19 protein-coding genes are annotated in these 20,160 nt (G+C 71.3%); 12 read left to right on the forward strand and 7 right to left on the reverse strand.

What is annotated here, in order from left to right; genetic code table 11:
* The first annotated feature begins 102 nt into the window (after positions 1 to 102).
* From OHQ87_RS05410 to OHQ87_RS05420, 3 genes are all read left to right on the forward strand, one after another.
* Positions 103 to 1,263 (forward strand): AMP-binding protein, encoded by a 1,161-nt coding sequence (locus OHQ87_RS05410; protein ID WP_328345492.1) that lies wholly within the window; start codon positions 103 to 105, stop codon positions 1,261 to 1,263.
* Positions 1,260 to 1,652, forward strand: a complete 393-nt coding sequence (locus OHQ87_RS05415) for an acyl carrier protein (RefSeq protein WP_328345493.1) — start codon at positions 1,260 to 1,262, stop codon at positions 1,650 to 1,652. Before OHQ87_RS05410 ends, OHQ87_RS05415 begins: the two co-directional genes overlap by 4 nt.
* A 274-nt stretch (positions 1,653 to 1,926) precedes the next feature.
* Positions 1,927 to 2,430: a cellulose binding domain-containing protein gene (locus OHQ87_RS05420; protein ID WP_328345494.1), complete on the forward strand. Its 504-nt coding sequence runs from the start codon at positions 1,927 to 1,929 to the stop codon at positions 2,428 to 2,430.
* A 169-nt stretch (positions 2,431 to 2,599) separates the two neighbouring features.
* Here the strand turns inward: OHQ87_RS05420 and OHQ87_RS05425 are convergent, their stop codons facing one another.
* On the reverse strand, positions 2,600 to 3,784 hold the full coding sequence (locus OHQ87_RS05425) for an acyl-CoA dehydrogenase family protein (RefSeq protein WP_328345496.1): 1,185 nt from the start codon (positions 3,782 to 3,784) through the stop codon (positions 2,600 to 2,602).
* A gap of 225 nt (positions 3,785 to 4,009) precedes the next feature.
* Here OHQ87_RS05425 and OHQ87_RS05430 point away from each other — a divergent pair, with 225 nt between their 5' ends.
* On the forward strand, positions 4,010 to 4,759 hold the full coding sequence (locus OHQ87_RS05430; protein WP_328345497.1) for a DUF899 domain-containing protein: 750 nt from the start codon (positions 4,010 to 4,012) through the stop codon (positions 4,757 to 4,759).
* Positions 4,760 to 4,951: 192 nt separating this feature from the next.
* On the opposite strand, the gene OHQ87_RS05435 is transcribed toward OHQ87_RS05430, so the two are convergent.
* Together OHQ87_RS05435 and OHQ87_RS05440 are read right to left on the reverse strand one after the other, a co-directional pair.
* Positions 4,952 to 5,815, reverse strand: a complete 864-nt coding sequence (locus tag OHQ87_RS05435) for a helix-turn-helix transcriptional regulator (protein ID WP_328345499.1) — start codon at positions 5,813 to 5,815, stop codon at positions 4,952 to 4,954.
* 127 nt (positions 5,816 to 5,942) lie between these two features.
* Entirely contained in the window at positions 5,943 to 6,827 is an 885-nt protein-coding gene (locus OHQ87_RS05440; protein ID WP_328345501.1) for an alpha/beta fold hydrolase, read from the reverse strand.
* 108 nt (positions 6,828 to 6,935) lie between these two features.
* Here OHQ87_RS05440 and OHQ87_RS05445 point away from each other — a divergent pair, with 108 nt between their 5' ends.
* From OHQ87_RS05445 to OHQ87_RS05460, 4 genes are all read left to right on the forward strand, one after another.
* Positions 6,936 to 7,274: a YciI family protein gene (locus OHQ87_RS05445; RefSeq protein ID WP_328348751.1), complete on the forward strand. Its 339-nt coding sequence runs from the start codon at positions 6,936 to 6,938 to the stop codon at positions 7,272 to 7,274.
* Positions 7,271 to 8,530, forward strand: coding sequence for an RNA polymerase sigma factor (locus tag OHQ87_RS05450; protein ID WP_328348752.1), 1,260 nt, complete (start codon positions 7,271 to 7,273; stop codon positions 8,528 to 8,530). The genes OHQ87_RS05445 and OHQ87_RS05450 overlap by 4 nt, the downstream gene beginning before the upstream one ends.
* A 91-nt stretch (positions 8,531 to 8,621) precedes the next feature.
* A complete protein-coding gene (locus OHQ87_RS05455) occupies positions 8,622 to 9,422 on the forward strand; it encodes an SDR family NAD(P)-dependent oxidoreductase (protein WP_328345503.1) in 801 nt (266 codons plus the stop codon).
* A gap of 219 nt (positions 9,423 to 9,641) precedes the next feature.
* Complete coding sequence (locus OHQ87_RS05460) at positions 9,642 to 11,105, forward strand: MFS transporter (protein WP_328345505.1); 1,464 nt, start codon at positions 9,642 to 9,644, stop codon at positions 11,103 to 11,105.
* Between the two features lie 514 nt (positions 11,106 to 11,619).
* Here OHQ87_RS05460 and OHQ87_RS05465 read toward each other — a convergent pair.
* Together OHQ87_RS05465 and OHQ87_RS05470 are read right to left on the reverse strand one after the other, a co-directional pair.
* Complete coding sequence (locus OHQ87_RS05465) at positions 11,620 to 13,161, reverse strand: GMC family oxidoreductase (RefSeq protein WP_328345506.1); 1,542 nt, start codon at positions 13,159 to 13,161, stop codon at positions 11,620 to 11,622.
* A gap of 195 nt (positions 13,162 to 13,356) precedes the next feature.
* Positions 13,357 to 14,007 carry a TetR-like C-terminal domain-containing protein gene (locus OHQ87_RS05470; RefSeq protein ID WP_328345507.1) on the reverse strand — a complete coding sequence of 217 codons (651 nt, stop codon included), beginning with the start codon at positions 14,005 to 14,007 and terminating at the stop codon, positions 13,357 to 13,359.
* Positions 14,008 to 14,102: 95 nt separating this feature from the next.
* On the opposite strand from OHQ87_RS05470, the gene OHQ87_RS05475 reads away from it, so the two are divergent.
* The 3 genes from OHQ87_RS05475 to OHQ87_RS05485 all read left to right on the forward strand — a co-directional run bounded on the left by OHQ87_RS05475 (position 14,103) and on the right by OHQ87_RS05485 (position 16,790).
* Positions 14,103 to 15,449, forward strand: coding sequence for a carotenoid oxygenase family protein (locus OHQ87_RS05475; protein WP_328345509.1), 1,347 nt, complete (start codon positions 14,103 to 14,105; stop codon positions 15,447 to 15,449).
* A 155-nt stretch (positions 15,450 to 15,604) separates the two neighbouring features.
* Entirely contained in the window at positions 15,605 to 16,195 is a 591-nt protein-coding gene (locus OHQ87_RS05480; protein ID WP_328345511.1) for a hypothetical protein, read from the forward strand.
* Positions 16,185 to 16,790, forward strand: coding sequence for a copper resistance CopC family protein (locus OHQ87_RS05485; protein WP_328345513.1), 606 nt, complete (start codon positions 16,185 to 16,187; stop codon positions 16,788 to 16,790). Before OHQ87_RS05480 ends, OHQ87_RS05485 begins: the two co-directional genes overlap by 11 nt.
* Before the next feature lie 78 nt (positions 16,791 to 16,868).
* Here OHQ87_RS05485 and OHQ87_RS05490 read toward each other — a convergent pair whose 3' ends face one another.
* On the reverse strand, positions 16,869 to 17,744 hold the full coding sequence (locus OHQ87_RS05490) for an SDR family NAD(P)-dependent oxidoreductase (protein WP_328345515.1): 876 nt from the start codon (positions 17,742 to 17,744) through the stop codon (positions 16,869 to 16,871).
* 25 nt (positions 17,745 to 17,769) lie between these two features.
* On the reverse strand, positions 17,770 to 18,369 hold the full coding sequence (locus tag OHQ87_RS05495; RefSeq protein ID WP_328345517.1) for a carboxymuconolactone decarboxylase family protein: 600 nt from the start codon (positions 18,367 to 18,369) through the stop codon (positions 17,770 to 17,772).
* Positions 18,370 to 18,691: 322 nt separating this feature from the next.
* On the opposite strand from OHQ87_RS05495, the gene OHQ87_RS05500 reads away from it, so the two are divergent.
* On the forward strand, positions 18,692 to 19,732 hold the full coding sequence (locus tag OHQ87_RS05500; protein ID WP_328345519.1) for a carboxymuconolactone decarboxylase family protein: 1,041 nt from the start codon (positions 18,692 to 18,694) through the stop codon (positions 19,730 to 19,732).
* Positions 19,733 to 20,160 lie beyond the last annotated feature (428 nt).

Consider the following 20,160-nt stretch of genomic DNA (forward strand, 5'->3'; position numbering starts at 1 on the left):
CGCATCCTGGGTCGGGCGCCACAGCCCATCGGGCTTCAGGAGCGGTGCGGAGCGCTCGGCCAGCGACTGACCGAAGCGGGTGTGCGAGCGGGCGACGTCGTGATGCTCGACGATCTGCGGGGGGAGGGCGTCGCTGTCGCGGCGATGGCACTGTGGAGCCGCGACGCGATTCCCCTGCCGTGCCTGCGCAGTTCCGACGCGCCGAGCGGCCTCGCCTCGTTTCGGATCGAGGCGGACCTCACAGTGCACGCCGCGCGGTCGGGGCAACCCGTGCCGGAGGGACTCGGGACGACTGCCGTTCTTCACGTCAGCTCGGGCAGCACCGGCCGACCCAAAGTGGTGCGACGTGGCATCGCGAGCGTACTCATGGAGGCTGACGGCTACCAGGATGGTCTGTCGCTGAGTCAAGAGGACCGGTTGCTCGTCCCGATACCGCTGGCCCACTCGCTCGGCTGGGGTACGGCGATGAGCGGATTGCTGAGCGGCTGCGCTGTTGACGCACAACCCATGGTCCGGCCGTCCGCGGTGGCACGGAAGATAGACAGCGGCGCGGCGACGGTGGTGGCGCTGACTCCACTGGCCGCGCGACTTCTCGCCGGGACCACGCGCCATCCCGGTGGGCGTGTCCTGCGTTGCGCCTTCGTCGGTGCCGGTGCCGTCTCCGACCAACTGGACGAGGAATTCGGCGCGCGGTTCGGAGTCCAGTTGACGCGGGGATACGGGGCATCGGAGACAGGTGGGACGTTCATCGGGAACCGGGGGATCGGCCGACCTGTTTCGGGCGTCAAGGTCGTCCATCCGCTACCCGGCCACTCTGGTGAGCTGCAGCTGCAGCTGGATGCTCCCGTCGAGGGCTACCTGGACTCCACCGAACCGCCCAGCTGTACCTGGCACACCGGTGATCTGGTGCACCACGACGCCGACGGTGTCGTGCGTTTCCTGGAGCGGCTCCGGCCCGCCATTCGCCTCAACGACCGGTTCATCGACGCCTACCACCTGGAGCGTGTGCTGCGGGGCGTCAACGGCGTCGAAGCCGTGCACCTTCTGACGACGGCCAGCCCGGACAGACCCGAGGTAGAGCGGCTCTACGCCGTGGTGGCAGGGGTCGACCCGAACGCGGCAGAGCTCGAAGCATGCCTGGCATCCCTGCCGGACGACGTTCCGATCCCACGGATCATCCGATGCGACAGCCTGCCGTCGGACGCGGTCGGCAAACCGGATCGGCAGAAGATCATCGCACTTGTCCGGGCGGGGGACGCATGAGCCGGGAGGACCGGCGCCGTCGTGCATGCGGACACCTGGTCGCCGCGGCGGTCATCGACGCCTTGGCCGCGAGCGGCCCGCCGAGCTTCACCGAAGATGAGCTCATCCAGCACGAGGCGTTGCGGTTCCGGGACCTCGCGATGCTGGGCCTGAGTTCATTCGACAGGATGGCGCTGGCCTCGCGGCTCGAGGATGAGACAGGTGTGGAACTGGACGACGAGGTGCTGACCGATCCGCGGCGTCGATCCGTCGCGAGCTGGTCGGAGTGCCTGTTTCTGGCTGGTGCCCTCCGGAAGGGGCACGCGGACCTGGGACATGACGACGAAGGTCGAGCGGCAGGTACTCGACGGGCCGACGAGCGAGGGCATCTGCCTGGCATGCACCCCTGAATCGAGCGACCCCTCGCCCGCCGCCCGACCTACCCGCCACCGCACCCCGCCCCCGACGCCGAGCACGCGCCGTAAGGACCGTCACGGCGGTCCGCAGACCGAACAGGGGCGAGGGGATCCCCTTCGTCGGCTCCACCGCCGGCTTGACAATCGAAACATACCGATTAATGCTGGTGCTCGCGAGGCGAACCGAACGATCACCGGCGTCCGGCGTCCGGCGTCCCTCGTTCCGTCGCGCTGCCGTGCGCCGACCCCCGGAGGAATCGCAGCCACCATGGGACTGAAGAGCAGCCTTCTCGGTGTCACTGCGGCGGCCGTGACGTTTGCCGCAGCCCTGGACGGCACCGGCCTGCCGGCCACCGTGCCGACCAGCACGACTCCGCCGCCCGGCAGCGCTCCGCCGCCCAGCATGACTCCGCCGGCGAGCACCGCGGTGCCGACCAACCCCCCGCCGAGCGGGGCCGCGTGCAACGTCCGCTATTCGGTCTACACCTGGGACACCGGCCTGACCAGCAGCATCACCATCACCAACACCGGCCTGACCACTGTCACCTCCTGGCGGCTGACGTTCCCGCTGCCCGCCGGGCAACGCATCACCAGCGACTGGAACGCGGTGTACTCGCCGTCCAGCGGCAATGTCACCGCCCGTGGCCTCGACGACCACGTCGTCATCGGGCCGGGTGCCGCGATCGCCATCGGGTTCGTGGCCACCCACACCGGTGGCACCGGCAGCCCGTCCTCGTTCGCCCTCAACGGGACGCCCTGCTCGCTCGGCTGAGCTGCGGGCGGCCGGTCAGGGCGGCCGGGCCGGATCACCGTTGCCGACGTCACGGACGGCTCGGATCAACGCGCTGCGCGCCTGGCGACGAGTGGTCGCCCAACCAGCAGGGGGTGCGACGGGCCGCCCGGCGAGGGGTGCGCCGGGCGGCCCGCCACGTGGGGAAGGCTCAGATGAACAGGGTGTTCGGACCCATGCCGCAGACGATCCGGCCGTACAACTCGGTGTTGGTGTCGGGGTTGATCAGCCCGTGCAGGCTCATCGCGTTGACGTCCCGCACGATCCGCTGGATCGGCACGTCGCGGTAGATGGACGTGCCCCCACCGGCGGAGGCGAAGATGTCGACCGCCTCCTTGGCCAGCCGGGTCGCCCAGCCCTGGTCGGCGCGGACCCGGGCCCGCTGCTCGAGGGTCCACTCCGCGCCGGTGGCCGCGAAGCTGTCGACCAGGTCGGCGGCGTGGTACGCGTGGAACTCGGCCTGCTCGATCTTCATCAGCGCGGTGCCGACCTTCAGGTGGGTGATCGGGGCCTCGCTCTGGTTCTCGTACTCGGTGTAGGTGATCTTCCGGCCGGGCAGCCGGTCGAAGAACTCGTCGCGGGCGGACTTCGCCACGCCGACGACCGCCCCCACGCCGGAGGCCGCCGCGTTGAGCGCCGCCGGGGTACGCCAGACGGGCGAGTCGGCGTTGCCCTGCGACAGGCCCTGCGGGATCATCGCCGCGCTCATCGGGATGATGTGGCTGCTCGGGACGAACACGTCCCGGGCCACGGTGGTGACGCTGCCGGTGGCGGTCAGGCCGGTGGTGTACCAGTCGTCGACGATCTCCAGGCTGCCGATCGGCACCAGCGCCATGATCGGCTCCGGCTCGGCGTCCGGGCGCAACACGACCACCGCGATCTCCTGCCACTGCGCGTGGTGGGCCCCGCTGATGAAGTGCCAGCTGCCGTTGACGACGACGCCCCCGTCGGTGGGCACGGCCGTGCCGCCGACGCTGTTGGTGCCGCACACCCGGGTGTCGGGTACGGCGAACACCTCGTCCTGGGCCTCGTCGGGGAACAGGCCGGCGAGCCAGGTGGGAATCCACAGCACCGAGGTGACCCAGGCGGTGCTGGCGTCGCCCCGGCCCAACTCGGTGGCGACGGCCACGAGCGTGCGGGTGTCCGCCTCGTAGCCGCCGTAGCGTCGGGGCGTGCGGAGCCTGAACAGCCCCGCCTCCTCGATCGCGGCGACCGTCTCGTCGTGGAGCCGACGATTCTCCTCCTGCCACGCCGCGTGCTTGCGGATCAGCGGGACTAGACCCGCCGCACGCTGGACCAGTTCCTCGCGGGTGGGTGCTTCGGTGGTCGTGGGCACGTGTCCTCCTCAACGGGTGACCGGATCGACCGGGGTCGTGTCGGCCAGGCACCATCGACGCTGTCACACCCCGTGGGCCGTCACCTCTTCCGGATTGCTCGGTGTCGACTCATGACCAGTGGCGGAAGGGCACGAGCGGAGAAGTCGGCCGTTCGGGCCCGTGTCACGCTCGCAGGTGTCGCCCGGCCTGACCCCGGCCCGGCGGCGACCGTCTAGGGAGGAACGATGAGTTTTCCGCAGATCGTCTCGCGTGATGAGTGGATCGTGGCGCGGGAGAAGCTCCTGGAGGAGGAGAAGGCGCTGACGCGCGCCCGCGACCAGCTCAGCGCCGCCCGCCGGGCCATGCCCGTCGTGCCGGTGGAGAAGGAGTACGTCTTCGACTCGCCCGCAGGCCGGGTGACACTGCTCGACCTGTTCCAGGGCCGCCGTCAGCTCATCGTGCGGCACTTCATGTTCGCCCCGGAGGCGGAAGAGGGCTGTGTCGGCTGCTCGATGCAGGCCGACAACGTCGGGGACCTGTCGCACATGCACGCCCGGGACTCCTCGTTCGTGATGATCGCCCGTGCCCCGCTGGAGAAGATCGAGCAGTTCAAGGCCCGGATGGGCTGGAGCCACATCCCGTGGGTCTCGTCGTACGGCAGCGACTTCAACTACGACTTCAACGTCTCGATGGACAAGGGCGAGCTGCCGGCGGTCAGCTCGTTCATCCGCGAGGGCGAGAAGATCTTCCACGCCAGCTCGGTGTTCGACCGGGGCGGCGAGGTGTTCATCAACACCTACAACTACCTCGACGTCACCCCGCTCGGCCGGCAGGAGGAGGAGCTGGCGCACCCGTGGGACTGGTGGCGGCACCACGACCGCTACGGCTCCGACGAGGCCGCCAACCCCGGTGAGAACTGGTGGACCGGGGTGAACAAGTTCCGGGTGCAGCACGAGGGCGCGGCCGTGCAGGCGGCGGAGGCCGGGACGCAGTGACGCCGGCGCGGTGGGGCGCGGCGGCGCTCCACCCGCTGGGGCGGCCGGTTCCCGGCCGGGCGGCTCATCCCGCCCCCGGGAGCCGGCCGCCGCCGTGCGCGTGCACTGTCCGGGGTGCGTGGGCGGGCCTGTGTGCGACGGCCCGCCGGGCGCGTCGTGGGGATGACCTGCTGTGTCGCGGGTGCGGGCGGCTCAGGGGACGGTGACGCTGTGCCGAGGCGCCGGCACCGGGGCCGGTGCGCGTCGGGGGATGCCGCCGAGCATCCGCAACGCCGCCGCCGACGGCGACCCCGCCTCGACGGTGAACGTCACCAGCATCAGGTCGGACATCTCTTCCAGCCGCAGCGTGTGCTGGTTGACCGTCAGCGCCCCGACCACCGGGTGGGCCATGTCGTAGGTCATCGTCTCGCAGGTGCTCACCGGGTGCTCGGCCCACATCCCGGCGAACTCCGGGCTGCGCGACAGCAGCTCCTCGACCAGCCCGACGATCCGCTGGTCGCCCCGGTAGCGGCCCACTGCCATCCGCAGGTAGGCCACCACCGAGCGGGCCTTGCCCGGCCAGTCGGCGTACAGCTCGCGCATGCGGGGGTCGAGGAAGACCGAGCGGCTCATGTTGGGTGCCTCGTCGAGGTGCCAGGCGAGCAGCGCGTGGCCCAGCGGGTTCCAGGCGTGCACGTCGGTCGCGGCGCCGAGCACCATCGCCGGCACGTCGGGCATCATCGCGAGCATCTGGCGCAGGGCCGGTGGCGCGGCGTGGGCCAGGGCGGTCCGCTCGGGCGCCGCCCGGCCTGGGCGGGCGAGCACGAACAGGTGGGACCGCTCGTCGTCGTCGAGCCGCAGGGCCCGGGCGACGGCGTCGAGCACCTCGTCGGAGACGTTGTGTGCCTGGCCCTGCTCCAGCCTGGTGTAGTAGGAGACGCTCACGCCGGCGAGCTGGGCCAGCTCCTCGCGGCGTAGCCCGGAGACCCGCCGCCGCTCGCCGTAGCGGGTCAGGCCGGCGTCCTGCGGGCTGATGACGCCGCGTCGCGATCGGAGGAACTCGCCCAGCGAATTCATGCGAACCAGTATGACCGACGAGCATGACACTGTCAGTGGTACCCACGGTGGAAGTACCAACGGTTTCCGGCCGGGCGGAGCGGGGTGCCGTGCCCGGCCGGACCCGATCAGTGTCCTGAACGGACGTTCAGGCCGTCTCGGCCAGGAAACGCAGGATGTGGGCGTTGGTGATCTCCGGCTGCTCGGTGAGCGGAACGTGTCGCGAGTCGGGGACCAGCGCGCCGGCCGAACCCTTCGGCAGGGCCTCGACGATCCGGGCGAGCCTCTCCTCGTCCATCGCGAACGAGACGTCCTGCGCACCGAAGATGTTCAGCGTCGGCTGGGTCGGCAGGGCACCCCACAGCGCGCCCTGCTCGGCCGCCCACTCCGGGCTGCCGAAGGTCGCCGCCGGGAAGTTGGTCCGGTACATGCCCAGGGCGGCGCGCAGGTTCTCCGGGTTGCCGAGGGCGGCCCGGATGTCGGCCAGGTCCTGCGTGACGTCGTAGCCGTCGCGCGAGTACTTGTGCAGCATGAATTCGAGGAAGGCCAGGTCGTTGGCGGCGACCAGTTCGTCGGCGGCAGCCATCTGGAAGAACCAGAAGTGGACCTGGACGTCGATGCCCCTGGGGTCGAGCACGAACTCGCCGAAGAACTGGAACGGTGGCACGTCGCAGGCGACCAGCCGCGACCAGCGTTGCGGCGCCTGCACGGCCGCACACCACGAGACGGCGGCGCCGAAGTCGTGGCCGATCAGCACCGCCCGCTCGTCGCCGCCGAGGACCTCGTGCAGGGCGTTGACGTCGGCCATCAGGTCGCGGATGTGCTCGCGGCCCGGCGGCGGGACCGAGCTGGGGGCGAAGCCCCGGGTGAACGGCGCCACGACCCGGTAGCCGGCGTCGGCCAGCGCCGGCATCAGGTGCCGGTACGTGTTGGGGGTGAACGGGAAGCCGTGCACGAGCAGGGCCAGGGGGCCCTCGCCCAGCTCACGGTATGCGATGTCGATGCCGTTGACGGTGACCTGTGACTGACGCATGGGATGCCTCCTCGGCGGGCACGGATTGCCCCAAGACTGGCCGAGCCGAGCACCGCCCGCTTCTTCCTGCGTGCTGCCTCGTTGTAATGCGCGGACCTGGGAGGGGCCGTGGAGTACGCACTGGTGATCTTTCACGACGAGGCCGGCGAGCTGAGCCCGGCGGAGCTCGACGAACACCCCCGGCACCGCGCCTGGCTCGACGAGGTGCAGCGACGGGGGGCGTTCGCCGGCGGGCAGCGCCTGCGCCCCGGCCGGGTCGGCCGCACGGTGCGGGCCCGGTCCGGAGCCGTGCTGGTCTCCGACGGCCCGTTCATCGAGGCCCGGGAGCAGGTGGGTGGGTTCGTCCTGCTGCGCTGCGCCGACCTCGACGAGGCGACGGAGCTGGCCGCCCTGCACCCGTTCGCCGAGCTGGGCACCATCGAGGTGAGGCCGGTCTGGACCCGCTGACGTTCGCGGTCGACGCCGCCGTTGCCGGGGCGTTCCGCCGGGAATACGGCCAGCTCGTCGGCGGGTTGGTCGGCCTCACCGGCGACCGGGGCCTGGCCGAGGACTGCGTGCAGGACGCCTTCGCCATCGCGCTGCGACGCTGGCGCGACGAGGGTGTGCCGCGCCGGCCCGGGGCCTGGCTGACCACCGTGGCGCGCAACCGGGCCGTCGACCGGTTGCGCCACGAGAACATGGCCGCCGCCCGGCTGCGCGAGGCCGCGGCCACCCTCCCGGCGTACGACGAGACCCCGCCGGTGCCGCCGGTGATCCGGGACGTCCAGTTGCGGCTGATCTTCACCTGCTGCCATCCCACGTTGTCGCTGCCGTCGCAGGTCGCGCTGACCCTGCGTACCGTCCTGGGGCTCGGCCCGGCGGAGATCGCCCGCGTCCTGCTGGTCGCGCCGGGAACCCTCGCCCAGCGCCTGGTGCGGGCCCGGCGCGGCGTCCGCGACGCGGGCCTGTGCGGTGAACTGCCGCCGGCCGGCGAGCTGCCCCGCCGGGCCACGGCCGTACGGGCGGTGCTGTACCTGCTGTTCACCGAGGGGTACGCCGCCACGGCCGGCGGGGACCTGCTGCGGTGCGGGCTGTGCGCGGAGGCCGTGCGGCTGGGCCGCCTGCTGGCCCGGCTGCTGCCCGACGACCCGGAGACCCTCGGGTTGCTCGCGCTGATGCTGCTGCACGACGCCCGGCGCGACGCGCGCACCGACGCCCGCGGCGGCCTGGTGCCGCTGGAGCGGCAGGACCGCCGGCGGTGGGATCAGGGTCGGATCGCCGAGGGGGTGGGCCTGCTGGACCGGGCGCTGCGTCAGGGGCGACCGGGCCCCTACCAGGTGCAGGCGGCGATCGCCGCCTGTCATGCCACCGCCCCCGACGCGGCCCGTACCGACTGGCCCCAGATCGCCGGGCTCTACGCCGAGCTGGCCCAACTGACGCCGTCTCCCGTGGTGCGGCTCAACCGGGCGGTGGCGGTGGGGATGGCGGATGGCCCGCAGCGGGGCCTGGCGCTGCTGGAGCAGGTGGAACGCTCCGGCGAGCTGGCCGGCCACCACCTCGTCCCGGCCGTCCGCGGCGATCTGCTGCGCCGGCTGGACCGTCCTGCCGACGCGGCCGGGGCGTACCGGCGGGCGGTGGAGCTCGCCGGCAACGACGTCGAGCGTCGGTACCTGCGGGACCGGTTGGCGGAGGTCACCGGCGGTCTTCCGGATCAAGAAGGATAAATCAGCAGGGAAATGTATATTTCCCCGAGGTTCACCCGTCGGTCTGACGAACCCGGTCCGGCATCGCCGGGCCATGACGAGGGGATCAGACATGCTGCTGGAGAAGAGGACCGCGATCGTCTACGGCGCCGCGGGCGCGCTGGGCAGCGCGGTGTCGCGCGCCTACGCCCGGGAGGGCGCGACCGTGTACCTGGCCGGTCACCACCTCGACCGGGTGGAGACGCTCGCCAAGGAGATCACCGCCGAGGGCGGCCGGGCGTACGCCCACCAGGTCGACGCGCTCGACCAGGCGGCGGTCGAGGCCCACGCGGCGCTGGTCGCCGAACGGGCCGGGCGTATCGACGTGTCGTTCAACGCCGTCGGCCTGGACCACGTGCAGGGCGTCCCGCTGCGCGAGCTGGGCCTCGACGACTTCCTGATGCCGATGAACACCTTCGTGCGCACCCAGTTCCTCACCGCGTCGGCGGCGGCGCGGCGGATGGTGGAGCAACACAGCGGGGTCATCGTCATCCTGTCGACGTCCGCCGCGCGGGCACCCATGCCCTCGGGCGGCTTCGGGGTGGCCTGCGCCGGCATCGAGTCGCTCTCCCGGGAGCTGGCCGGCGAGGTGGGCCCGTTCGGGGTGCGCGTGGTCTGCCTGCGTCCCGACGCGATCCCGGAGAGCGTGCGGCACGGCTCCTACGTCCGCGAGACGTGGCGACGCGCGGCCGAGGCGAACGGGGCGACGCTGGACGACATGCTGGCGGCCAAGCCGGGCATGCCGAACCCGCTGCTGGGTCGGGCGGTGACCCTGGCCGACGTGGCCGGCACGGCCGTCTACCTCGCCTCCGACCTGTCCAGCGGCCTCACCGGCTCGATCACCACGGTCGGTTGTGGAGTGCTCGTCGACTGATCGTGCGCCGGCCGCCCGACGGATTTCTCTCCCGGGCGGCCGGTGTCCCTCTCGACGCCGGGTGCGAAATTGAGCAAGCTCGAAGAGTGCCTCGACCGGGTAGCGTTGGTCGGGACCGGCAGCGGATGCCGAAGATGCCCTCAGCAAGGGTGCCACTGTCAGTGGTACGCATGGCAGGGGGATAGGTAGCGAGGTCGCGGCTACCTAGTGTTCGTGGTCATGGCGGAGAACCAGAGCACGTCGGAGCAGCTCAGCTCCGCGCAGAAACTTGCCCTATTCGTCCTGCTCGGCGCGCAGTTCATGCTGTCTGTCGACTTCTCCATCCTCAACGTGGCGCTGCCCCGGATGGGCGAGGGCGTCGGCCTGTCGCTGGCGGACCTGCCGTGGGTGGCAAGCGCGTACGCGCTGCCCGCCGCGGGCTTCACGCTCCTGTTCGGGCGGGTCGCCGACCTGTTCGGCCGGCGGCGGCTGTTCCTGACCGGCATCGCGCTGCTCACTGTTGCCTCGCTGCTCGGCGGCTTCGCGACCAACCCGGAGATGCTGTTCAGCGCCCGCGTGCTGCAGGGCTTCGCCAACGCGATCGCCATCCCGGCCGCGATGGCGCTGCTGATCACGACCGTCTCCGACGAGCGGGCCCGCGCCCGGGTGCTCGGCCTCAACGGTGCGCTGCTCTCCGGCGGCTTCACCGTCGGCGCCCTGGTCGGCGGCAGCCTGGTCAGCGCCCTGGACTGGCGCTGGGCGTTCTGGATCAACGTGCCGGTGGCGGTCGCCATCCTGGTGCTGACCCCGCTGGTGATCAAGGAGAGCGTCCGGCCCGCCGGCGTCAAGCTCGACGTGCCCGGCGCCGTGACGGTCACCGCCGGCCTGCTCGCCCTGGTCTACGGCGTGAGCATGCAGAGTTGGATCGCCCTCGTCGTCGGCGCGGTGCTCATCGCGGCCTTCTGGTTCGTCGAGCTGAAGGCCAAGGCGCCCCTGGTGTCGCTGACCCTGCTCAACCGACCCAACATCAAGTGGGGCAACTACGGCGGCATCGTCGCCTTCGTGATGGCCAGCGGCGTCAACTTCGGCCTCACCCTCTACATGCAGGACGTGCTCAAGATGGCGCCGTTCACCACCGGTCTGGTGTTCGGCGGCCCGGGTCTGGTGGCCGTCGTCGCCGGCGTCATCGCCGGCCGCATGATCGGCAGGTACGGCTACCGCAACGTGCTCGCCATCGGCCTGCTGGCGCAGGGCCTGACCACCGTCCCGCTGCTGTTGACCGGCACGTCGACGACGCCGAGCCTGGCGCTGATCGTGCCGTCGCTGTTCCTGATGTACTTCGGGCACGTCACGGCAGTCGTCGCCTACACGGTCACCGCCACCTCCGGCCTGGACGACTCGCAGCAGGGCCTGGCCACCGGCCTGGCCACCCTGGCCCAGCAGATCGCGGTCACCATCGGTATCCCGATCTTCGGGGCGCTCGTGGCCGCCCGCACGGACGTGCTGGACGGCGTCCACTTCGCCATGCAGGTGCAGATCGTCGTGATCCTGGTTTCCGTGGCACTGATCTGGATCGGCCTGCGGGACCGGGGCGTTCCGACCGGGCCAGCCGCCGCCGAGCGGCAGGAGCCGGTGCCGACCGCCGAGGCGCAGCAGCCCGCCCCGGTGCCGGTGCCGCGCACGGTCAGCGAGAACACCGTCTAGACGCTGCCGCGTCCTGCCTGACCGTGGTGTACGGAGCGCTGGGCGCTCCGTACACCACATGCTCGCGCCCACCGGGCGTCCGCCACCCGGCGGCGGCCCGTGGGCCTGAGGTGGAGCGCGCGGACCTGTCGGCGTCGGCGGCGGTGACTCGCCGGCACCGACAGCGCTGAGTCGAATGCGACATCACGCGCCCCGACGCGCCCCGGCAGGCTCTCCCTCCGGCCACCCGGAGGACCAGGACCCGTCAGTCACGGGCGATGACGCGCCCCGACCACGGACCACACGGGGCCCGGACCACACGGGACCCGGACCACATGCGGACCTGGAACGCAGGGAGGCCCGGACGACCATGAGCGGCTACGCGGCCGGTGACGGTGCGGCCGGCGCGACGACGTCGGCGACTCGACTCACTGTGGGCCGGCCGGCAACGCCGACCGCTGCGCCCCCGGAGGTGGACAGCAGGACGGGCGCCCTGCGGGACTTCGCACCGCGGGACGCCCGTGCCGGGGACCGGTCAGGACTGCCTGAGCCAGTCGGCGAGCCGCTCGCCGATCATGATGGAGGTGAGGTTGGTGTTGCAGTTGACGATCGACGGCATGACGGAGGCGTCGCAGACGTACAGGCCCTCGATGCCGTGCACCCGCAGCCGCTCGTCGACCACCGCCCCCTCGTCGCCGGCCACGCCCATCCGGGCCGTGCCGACGGGGTGGTAGCCGCTGTCCAGGCTGAGCCGGACGTAGTGGCGCATCAGTTCGTCGTCGGCGACCATGTCCTCGCCGAGCACCACGAACCGCTGGCCCTGGTCGTTGATGCCCGCCGTCTGCATGAACTGCCAGCACTGGCGCACGGCGTCGACGAGGATCTGGATGTCGCGCTCGGAGTCGAGGAAGTTGAGCGCGACGTCCGGCGGCGCGGTGGGGTCGGCGGAGGTGAGGGTGAGCCGTCCCCGCGACTCGGGCCGCTGGTGCACGACCATCACCCCGAAGATCGTCTTTGCGGCGGCCAGCATCTGCAGCTCCGGGAAGAGCGTCAGGTCGAAATGGTTGATCATGTAGTACTGGAGGTCGTTGAACTCCGCCGAACCCGGCGCGGTGGTCCGCAGGATCGTCTGGAGGAACGCGTCCTGCGGGTCGAAACTGCCCTCCTGCGGCACCATGAAGGCGCCGGTGCGCGGGTGGTCGATCAGGTCGGCGCCGACCCCGGGCCGGTCCAGCAGCACGTCGATGCCGAGCCGCCGCAGGTCGCCGGCGGGCCCGATGCCCGAGCGCATGAGGATGGCGGGCGAGTTGACCGCCCCGGCGGCCAGCACCACGGTGCCGGCCTCGATCACCTCGGTGCCGCCGCCGGGCTTGGCGATCTCGACGCCGCGCGCCCGGGTGCCGGCGAACACCACCCGGTTGACGTGGACCCCGGAGCGGATCTCCAGGTTCTCCCGGCCCCGGGCCTCGCTGAGGTAACCCATCGCTGTGGAGAACCGGTTGTTGCCCTGGCGGTTGGACGGGATCGGGCCGACGCCGGTGGCCTCCGGGTGGTTGTGGTCCTCGACGTCGGGAAAACCGGCCTTGAGGCAGGCGTCGTGGAACACCTGCTGCACCGGGGCCATCTCGTCCTGGGTGAACCGGCGGATCGGGATCGGGCCGCCCTTGCCGTGGTACTGGTCGTCGAAGTCCTGGTCGTCCTCGAGCCGCTTGTAGAACGGCAGCACCTCGTCCCAGGCCCAGGCCGGGTTGCCCAGCTCGGCCCATTCGTCGAAGTTGTCCGGGGTGCCGCGCAGTGCGATGGTGGCGCCGACGGCGGACGATCCGCCGGTGACCTTCCCCCGCGGGAAGATGATCCGCCGGCGGTCGGTGATCTCGGCCTTGAAGTGCCAGTCGTGGCGGTCCATCGACATGGCGCTGCCGTCGAGCAGATCGGACGGGGTCTCGGCCACCGTCGCGAAGTCGGGGCCCGCCTCCAGCAGCAGCACCCGGCGGGCGGGATCCTCACTGAGCCGGGCGGCCAGCGCGGCTCCGGCGGAGCCGGATCCGACCACCAGATAATCGATTCCGTGCATCATCGGCGTCCTTCGGTGCGTGGGGGATGGGCGATCCTGTCGGCGTGCCGGACAGGGGTGGATGCGCTTCCATTGCGGACGTGCTCGGGACCCGTCCTGAGCATCACACCGAGCGCTGGCCGCCGCTTCTCCGCCGTTGCCGTGCCGCCCGCTGCGCCGCTGTCGCCGTACCGCCGCTGTCGCGCCGCGGCTGTCGCGTCAGGCGCGGGGCGAGCGCCGGCGCCGGGCGCGGGCAAGCGAGGCGGCTGTCGCCTCGTACCCGTCGCCCGCGCCGACCATCAGCGAGCGCAGCTGTGCCTCGAAGCAGACGTCGGCGTCGTACGGGTCGATCAGGTAGCCGCCGAGTTCGAGGCTCACCAGCCCGTGCAGGGCGATCCACATGTTCTGCGCGGCCAGCAGCGGATCTCCGGCGCGGAACCGGCCCTGTTCGGTGGCGCGGGCCACCGCGTCGACAAGCGGCTGGAGCGTGTACTTGCCGTGTTGCCGGTCGCCGTCGGCCAGGACGAATCCGCCGAGCGCCCCGCTGCCGAACATGACCTGGTAGAGCTGCGGGTGGTCGAGGGAGTTGGCCCGGTACGCGTGCCCGAGGGCCATCACGTCGGCGACGGCGTCGGAGGTGGCCCGCACGGTCGCCATGCGCCGGTGCAGGCGGGCGAAGCCTTCGTGCACCATCGCCCGGACCAGGTTGTCCATGCCGCCGAAGTGCGTGTAGACGGCCGTGGTCGAGGTGCCCACGGCGGCGGCGAGTCGGCGGGTGGTGAGGCCGGCGGTGCCCTCCTCGGCAAGCAGCCGGGCCGCGGCCTCGAGCAGGGCCGTCGCCAGGTTGGGGTCGATTCGGCGGGGACTCACGTTGACATGGTCTCACGCCCGGCGTACCTTCGATGGAGTAACGCTGTTACGTAACCGCGATACGCAAAAAGGTCGCCCAGCTCGTGGAGGTCCCAGTGAGCGTCGTCGCCCTCGCCCCCAAGACCCTCTCTCGCAACGACAACCGGCGCCCCGTCGCCACCGAGGCGACGGAGTTCGACCTGACCGTCACCGGGCGGCTGCCCGCCGAGCTGGACGGCTGCCTCGTCCGCATCGGGCCGAATCCGATGGGTGGCGACCTGCCCGGCCACGCCCTCGTCGGCGACGGCATGGTGCACGGGGTGCGCCTGCGCGCCGGCCGTGCGCTGTGGTACCGCAACCGGTGGATCCGCACCGACCGCACCACCCGCGCCCTTGGTGAGCTCGCCCTGCCCGGCCCCCGGCACGGGCTGTCCGACAATGCCAACGCCAACGTCATCCGGCACGGCGGGCGCACCCTCGCCCTCGGCGAGGCGGGCGTGCTGCCGGTCGAGCTGGACGACGAACTGGGCTCCGTGGCCCGGATCGACTTCGACGCCACCCTGCCGCACGGTTTCGCCGCGCACGCCGAGTGCGACCCGGTCACCGGGGAGCTGTTCGCCGTGGCCTACCACCACGAGCTGCCGTACGTCGAACACCTCGTGCTGAGCCCGCAGGGGCGGGTGCGCCGCAGCGAGCGCATCGAGGTCAGCGGCCCGCCGCTGATGCACTCGCTGGCGCTGACCGACAGGCACTCGGTGCTGTTCGACCTGCCGGTCACCTTCCAGCCGGCGCTGGCCCGCTCGGGCTCCCGCTTCCCGTACGCGTGGTCGCCCGGTCGACCGGCACGGCTCGGGCTGCTGCCCCGCGAAGGGCGGGGGGCCGACGTGCGCTGGTTCGACGTCGACCCCTGCTACGTCTTCCACCCCGTCAACGCCTACGAGGTCGACGACACCTGCGTGGTGGACGTGGTGCGCCACGCCCGGGTCTTCGACCGCGATCTGCACGCCCCGGGGGAGACCGCGCCGACCCTGTGGCGCTGGACGCTGGACCTGACCCGGGGCACCGTCGCCGCCGAGCAGCTCGACGACATCCCGCAGGAGTTCCCCCGCATCGACGAGCGCCGCAAGACGATGCCGCACCGGTACGCCTACACCGTGGCCATGCAGTCCGGAGCGGGGGTGCTGGGCGGCTCGGCGCTGCTGCGTCACGACCTGCTGCGCCGGGAGGTGGCGGTGCACGACTTCGGGCCGTACCGGGAGGCGGGGGAGGCGGTGTTCGTCCCGCGCGACGCACGCTCGGCCGAGGACGACGGGTGGCTGCTGACCTACGTCCACGACGGACGTACCGACCGCAGCGATCTGGTCGTGCTCGACGCCGGCGACTTCGCCGGGCCACCGGTGGCAGTCGTGCACCTGCCCGGCCGGGTGCCCAGCGGATTCCACGCCAACTGGATCGGATCCTGACCCGGCACTCCGGGAACGGACAGATCTCCGACAGCACCTGGGCAATCTGAAGGAACCGTGGCGCGGGCCGGCCGGTTAGCTTCGCGGCAACCGCTGTCTCGTTTTCCACGGGCCGTACGGCGGACTCTCCCGCGTTTCCATGGAAGGTGCCAAAGATGACCCAATCCCTCGCCGTCGCACCGTCTTCCGGGCTGCTCGCGCGGCTCAACGGGGCCTACCACCGGGCCGCTCTCAACGGCTTCCTCATCGTCGTGTTGGCGCACTGGGCCGAGCACCTGGTTCAGGCGTACCAGATCTGGGTCCTCGGCATGCCCCGGCCGAAGGCGCGGGGCGTGCTGGGCCAGTTCTACCCGTGGCTGGTCTCCTCCGAGTGGTTGCACTACGGCTACGCCATCGTGATGTTGGTCTTTCTCTTCGCACTGCGCCGGGGCTTCGTCGGGCGTGCCCGCACCTGGTGGACCGTGGCGTTGGCCATCCAGTTCTGGCACCACATCGAGCACTTCCTGCTGCTGTGGCAGGTGCAGTCCGGCACCATGTTCTTCGGCCAGAAGGTGCCGACCAGCATCCTGCAGCTCGTGCTGCCGCGGGTGGAACTGCACCTGTTCTACAACTCGGTGGTGTTCGTTCCCATGGTGATCGCGATGTACCTGCACCTGCGGCCGAACCGGCGCGAACAGGAGCTGATGACGTGCAGCTGCGTCGGACACCGCATCGCCGGCCGGTCCCTCGCCCCTCATGCCGCGTGAGCTGAGCCGCCCGCCCGGCGGCCGTCGCCGGGCGGCGGCCGTCGCCGTGGCGGTGGCGGTCGCCGGGCTGCTCGCGTTCCCCTCCGGCGCGGCCCGGGCCGACGGTGGCCCGGTCTCCACCGACCCGCCGGCCGGCGCGGCGCTCACCGCCGCGCCCGCCGAGGTGACCCTGGGCTTCGGCGCCGGTGTCGACGAGGGACAGTCGCACGTCGCGGTGCTCGATGCCGGTGGCGGGCGGCTCACCGACGCCGAGCCGGTCCGGGTCGGCTCCACCCGCCTGCGGCTGCCGATGCACGTCGACGCGGCCGGCGACTACACGGTCGCCTACCACGTCACCTTCGTCGACGGCACGACCAGCACCGGGGCGTACCGGTTCAGTGTGGGCACGGGCGTCGCTCCGGCCCCGCTGGACGACGCCGCGCGCCGGGTCAGCACCGAGGTGGTGGCCGACGCGCACGGGCACGGCGTCGACGGCTTCAGCGCCTTCCTGCTGTTCGTCGACGGCGTCGTCCTGGTCGTGGTCCTCGCCCTGTTGTGGCTACGTCCTCGGGGCGGGCGGGCGCTGGCCCTGCGCATCGACGAGTCCCGGACCTGACGGCGGCACGACGTGACGGCACTCCGGACAACGCGCAGCGGCGCCGACGAGATCCGTCGGCGCCGCTCGTGCGGGTGGTCAGGGGGTGGGGAAGAACGCACGGACGAACTTCTCCCACCCGCGCTCACCGATGAGCGCCCGCATCTTCGGCAGCAGGCGCGGCGGCATGCCGAGCCGGTAGCGGATGCGCGGGTTCGGGGTGGAGACCGCTGTCTCGAGGACCTTCGCGACGTTCTCGGCGCGGACGGCGATCTTGCCGCGCAGCGGCGGGTCGTCGCTGAGCCGGTACGCCTGGTGCCAGTCGACGAAGTGCTCCCAGAAGTCCCGGTACAGGGCGGGGTTCTCGTGCGAGTCCATGCCCAGGTCGGCGACGCTGTCGGGGACGAAGCCGCCGAGGATGGGCGCCGGCTGGAGCACCACCACCTTGATGCCGAAGGGAGCGACCTCCAGGCGCAGGGAGTCGCTGATGGCCTCCAGCGCGTGCTTGGTGGCCTGGTAGTAGCCCCGGCCCGGGGTGGCGAACATGCCGAAGATCGACGACATCATGATCACCCGGCCGCCGCCCTGCTCCCGCATGCCCGGCAGGACCAGTTGGGTGAGCCGGCACAGCCCGAAGACGTTCGTCTCGAACTGGGCGCGGACCTCGTCCATCGGGGTCTCCCCGATGGTGCCGTTGAGGCTGTACGCGGCGTTGTTGATCAGCGTGCCGACCGCCCCGTGCTCGTCGGTGATCCGCTTGACCGCCGCGGTCATCGACTCCTCGTCGTTGACGTCGAGGTGGAGCACCGTGATGCCCTCGTCGGCCAGGTCGGCCAGGGCGTCCACGTTACGTCCGGTGGCGTAGACCGGCCAGCCGGCCCGGTGCAGCCGCAGCGCGGTGGCCTTGCCGCTGCCCGAGGACATACCGGTGCCCGACGAGGCGCCCGTCAGCAGGATGGCGCGTGACTGGGTCATGATGGCGTCCCTTCCCGGCCGGAGATCACTCGTCGCCCAGCCGCGCGATGCGGCTGCGATCGACCGACGAGCCCAGCCCGGTGGCGTCGACCAGGCGGTTGATGAACGCGAACAGGCAGGCGCAGAAGACCGCCTCCAGCATCTCGGCGTCGCTCCAACCAGCTGCCGCGGCCTTCTCCCAGTCCGCGTCGGTGATCTTGTACGCGCCGGTGCTCACCTTCGTCACCAGCCGCATGAGCGGCATGGTGCGCTCGTCGACAGGCAGCTCCTCGACGCTGTCGGCGTCCGACACCGCCTCCAGCAGCTCGTCGCTGCCGCCGAACTGGCTCAGGAACCAGCTGTGCGTTCCGACGCAGTACGGGCAGCCGTTCAGCTTGGACGTCCAGGCCGAGATCAGCTCCTTGAGGTGCCGGGGCAGGGTTTCCCCGCCGAAGATGCCGCCGTAGCCGGCGATCACCACCGCGAGCAGCCGCGGATTGGTGGAGGTGAGCCGGAACATGTCGGGCACGAATGGCAACCCGGTGACCGCCTTGATTTCCTCGTAGAGTTCGGCGGTGCGACCCTGAGCCTGATCCTCGTCAATCATCGGGACTCTGATTCCCGGCTGTCTCGTCGTCGTTTCCATGGGCCATCTCCTCGTTGCTCGGGCGATCCCGGGCCAGGTGGGCGACGTTGCGTTCCACGACGAAGCAGGGCCGCTGTCGGCGCTGGCCGCAGCAATCTCCGACGGGGCTGCGGGGCAACACGGAAACGCTGGCGACGGCGGTCGGGCAGCGATTCCGCTGGCCCATGATGGCACGTCGTCGCAGCTCCGGTGCTCTCCCAGATTGCCTAGTGCGGGAACTCCCACGGTTGAACCGTCGGCGCGGTCGGACCGTACAGCCCACTGGCTGAAGGCACTTTTCGCCGATAATCTGTTCAATTCACAGAGATGGATGAGGTACGTGATGCCGGCAAGTGTTCTGCGACCGGTGCTGGGCGCGCTCGGGTTGACGCAGATTCGATACGTCGACCCGGTGCGTCGCGGGCGGGCCAGCGGCCTGGTGGCCGAGGTGTACAGGCAGGTGGAAAGGGACTTCGGTGTGCTGGCCCCACCGGTGGCCCTGCACGCCCCGGCTCCCGAGGTGCTGGCCGCCGCCTGGATGCTGCTGCGGGAGACGCTTGTCGTCCCCGGTGCCGCCCCCCGCGCGGCCAAGGAGGCGGTGGCCACCGCGGTCTCGCTGGGCAACGCCTGCCCGTACTGCGCGACCATCCACAACAACGCGCTCGGCCTGCTCGCCGGCGGCGGCTCCGCCCGGCCCGACGCCGGCGCGGCAGCGTTGGAGGAGGTCGTCAACTGGGCGATGCTGACCGACGGGGGCCCGCCGCAGCCGCCGCCGTTCCCCGCCGTCCAGACCCCGGAACTGGCCGGGGTGGCGGTGCTGCTGCACTACCTCAACCGGATGGTCAACGTGTTCCTGCGTGACATGCCGCTGCCGCCGGGTGTGCCGGAGGTGGCGTTGCCCGTCGTGCTGAGGGTGCTCGGCTGGGCCATGATGAGCGCCGCGCGACGTCCGCACGGGCCCGGTCTCTCGCTGGACCTGCTGCCGGCCGCGCCGCTGCCGGCGGACCTGTCCTGGGCGGCCGGCAACCCGACTGTCGCCCAGGCCTTCGGCCGGGCCTGTGCCGCGATCGACGAGGCTGGCCGCCGCTCGGTCCCCGAGGCTGTCCGGGACCTGGTGCAGGTCAACCTGGTCGGTTGGCGCGGCGGTCCGCGGGGGATCAGCCGGGCCTGGGTGGAGGGGTTGGTCGAGGGAATGCCCGAACGGCAGCGGCCGGTCGCCCGGTTCGCCCTGCTGGTCGCCTTCGCCTCCTATCAGGTGGACTCGGCGGTCGTGCGCGACTGTCGGGCCGCCGGGGCGGACGCCCCGACGTTGGTCGAGGTCTCCGCCTGGTCGGCGATGACCGCGGCCCGGTGGCTGGGCGTCCAGCTCCCGACCCCGGGGTGATCACTCCCGGACAGGAGTGGCATCGCCGAACAATTCGGATAATCGCTGCGACTGTCGGAATAAGTCACCTTGCCGCAGTGGGACCAGAGAAGTCTTCGTATTGATTTAACTCCATGCGTGGTATCGTCCTACTTCATCCGGACCACATTGGAACACTCACAGTAAGCGCGGTCCGATATCTTCCGGGTCCGCACTTACGCCACCCGGCGTGCGGTGCTTAGCGACATTTCAGGCCGGGTAGTCGAACACCTGTTCCGCTGCATGCGACGACGCCGTCGTGGCCGCTCCGAGCAGGGTCAGATCGCCGGTCGTCGGGATGTCCCGACGACCGGCGACCCCAGTGCACGGGCATGCCGTGCCTGGTGCGGTCGGAGTGTCCCCCACGTGTTAACCGAATGGAGTGATGGGCTGTGCACAATGCTGTCGAA

It is taken from the genome of Micromonospora sp. NBC_00421 (assembly GCF_036017915.1).
Taxonomy (GTDB): Bacteria; Actinomycetota; Actinomycetes; order Mycobacteriales; family Micromonosporaceae; genus Micromonospora.

Excerpts from the sequence above, each read along its gene's own strand:
- OHQ87_RS05410 (WP_328345492.1), top strand. The coding sequence starts at position 103 with ATGCTCGACGATCTGCGGGGGGAGGGCGTCGCTGTCGCGGCGATGGCA.
- OHQ87_RS05415 (WP_328345493.1), top strand. The coding sequence starts at position 1,260 with ATGAGCCGGGAGGACCGGCGCCGTCGTGCATGCGGACACCTGGTCGCC.
- OHQ87_RS05420 (WP_328345494.1), top strand. The coding sequence starts at position 1,927 with ATGGGACTGAAGAGCAGCCTTCTCGGTGTCACTGCGGCGGCCGTGACG.
- OHQ87_RS05430 (WP_328345497.1), top strand. The coding sequence starts at position 4,010 with ATGAGTTTTCCGCAGATCGTCTCGCGTGATGAGTGGATCGTGGCGCGG.
- OHQ87_RS05435 (WP_328345499.1), bottom strand. The coding sequence starts at position 5,815 with ATGAATTCGCTGGGCGAGTTCCTCCGATCGCGACGCGGCGTCATCAGC.
- OHQ87_RS05440 (WP_328345501.1), bottom strand. The coding sequence starts at position 6,827 with ATGCGTCAGTCACAGGTCACCGTCAACGGCATCGACATCGCATACCGT.
- OHQ87_RS05455 (WP_328345503.1), top strand. The coding sequence starts at position 8,622 with ATGCTGCTGGAGAAGAGGACCGCGATCGTCTACGGCGCCGCGGGCGCG.
- OHQ87_RS05460 (WP_328345505.1), top strand. The coding sequence starts at position 9,642 with ATGGCGGAGAACCAGAGCACGTCGGAGCAGCTCAGCTCCGCGCAGAAA.
- OHQ87_RS05465 (WP_328345506.1), bottom strand. The coding sequence starts at position 13,161 with ATGATGCACGGAATCGATTATCTGGTGGTCGGATCCGGCTCCGCCGGA.
- OHQ87_RS05480 (WP_328345511.1), top strand. The coding sequence starts at position 15,605 with ATGACCCAATCCCTCGCCGTCGCACCGTCTTCCGGGCTGCTCGCGCGG.
- OHQ87_RS05485 (WP_328345513.1), top strand. The coding sequence starts at position 16,185 with ATGCCGCGTGAGCTGAGCCGCCCGCCCGGCGGCCGTCGCCGGGCGGCG.
- OHQ87_RS05490 (WP_328345515.1), bottom strand. The coding sequence starts at position 17,744 with ATGACCCAGTCACGCGCCATCCTGCTGACGGGCGCCTCGTCGGGCACC.
- OHQ87_RS05495 (WP_328345517.1), bottom strand. The coding sequence starts at position 18,369 with ATGGAAACGACGACGAGACAGCCGGGAATCAGAGTCCCGATGATTGAC.
- OHQ87_RS05500 (WP_328345519.1), top strand. The coding sequence starts at position 18,692 with ATGCCGGCAAGTGTTCTGCGACCGGTGCTGGGCGCGCTCGGGTTGACG.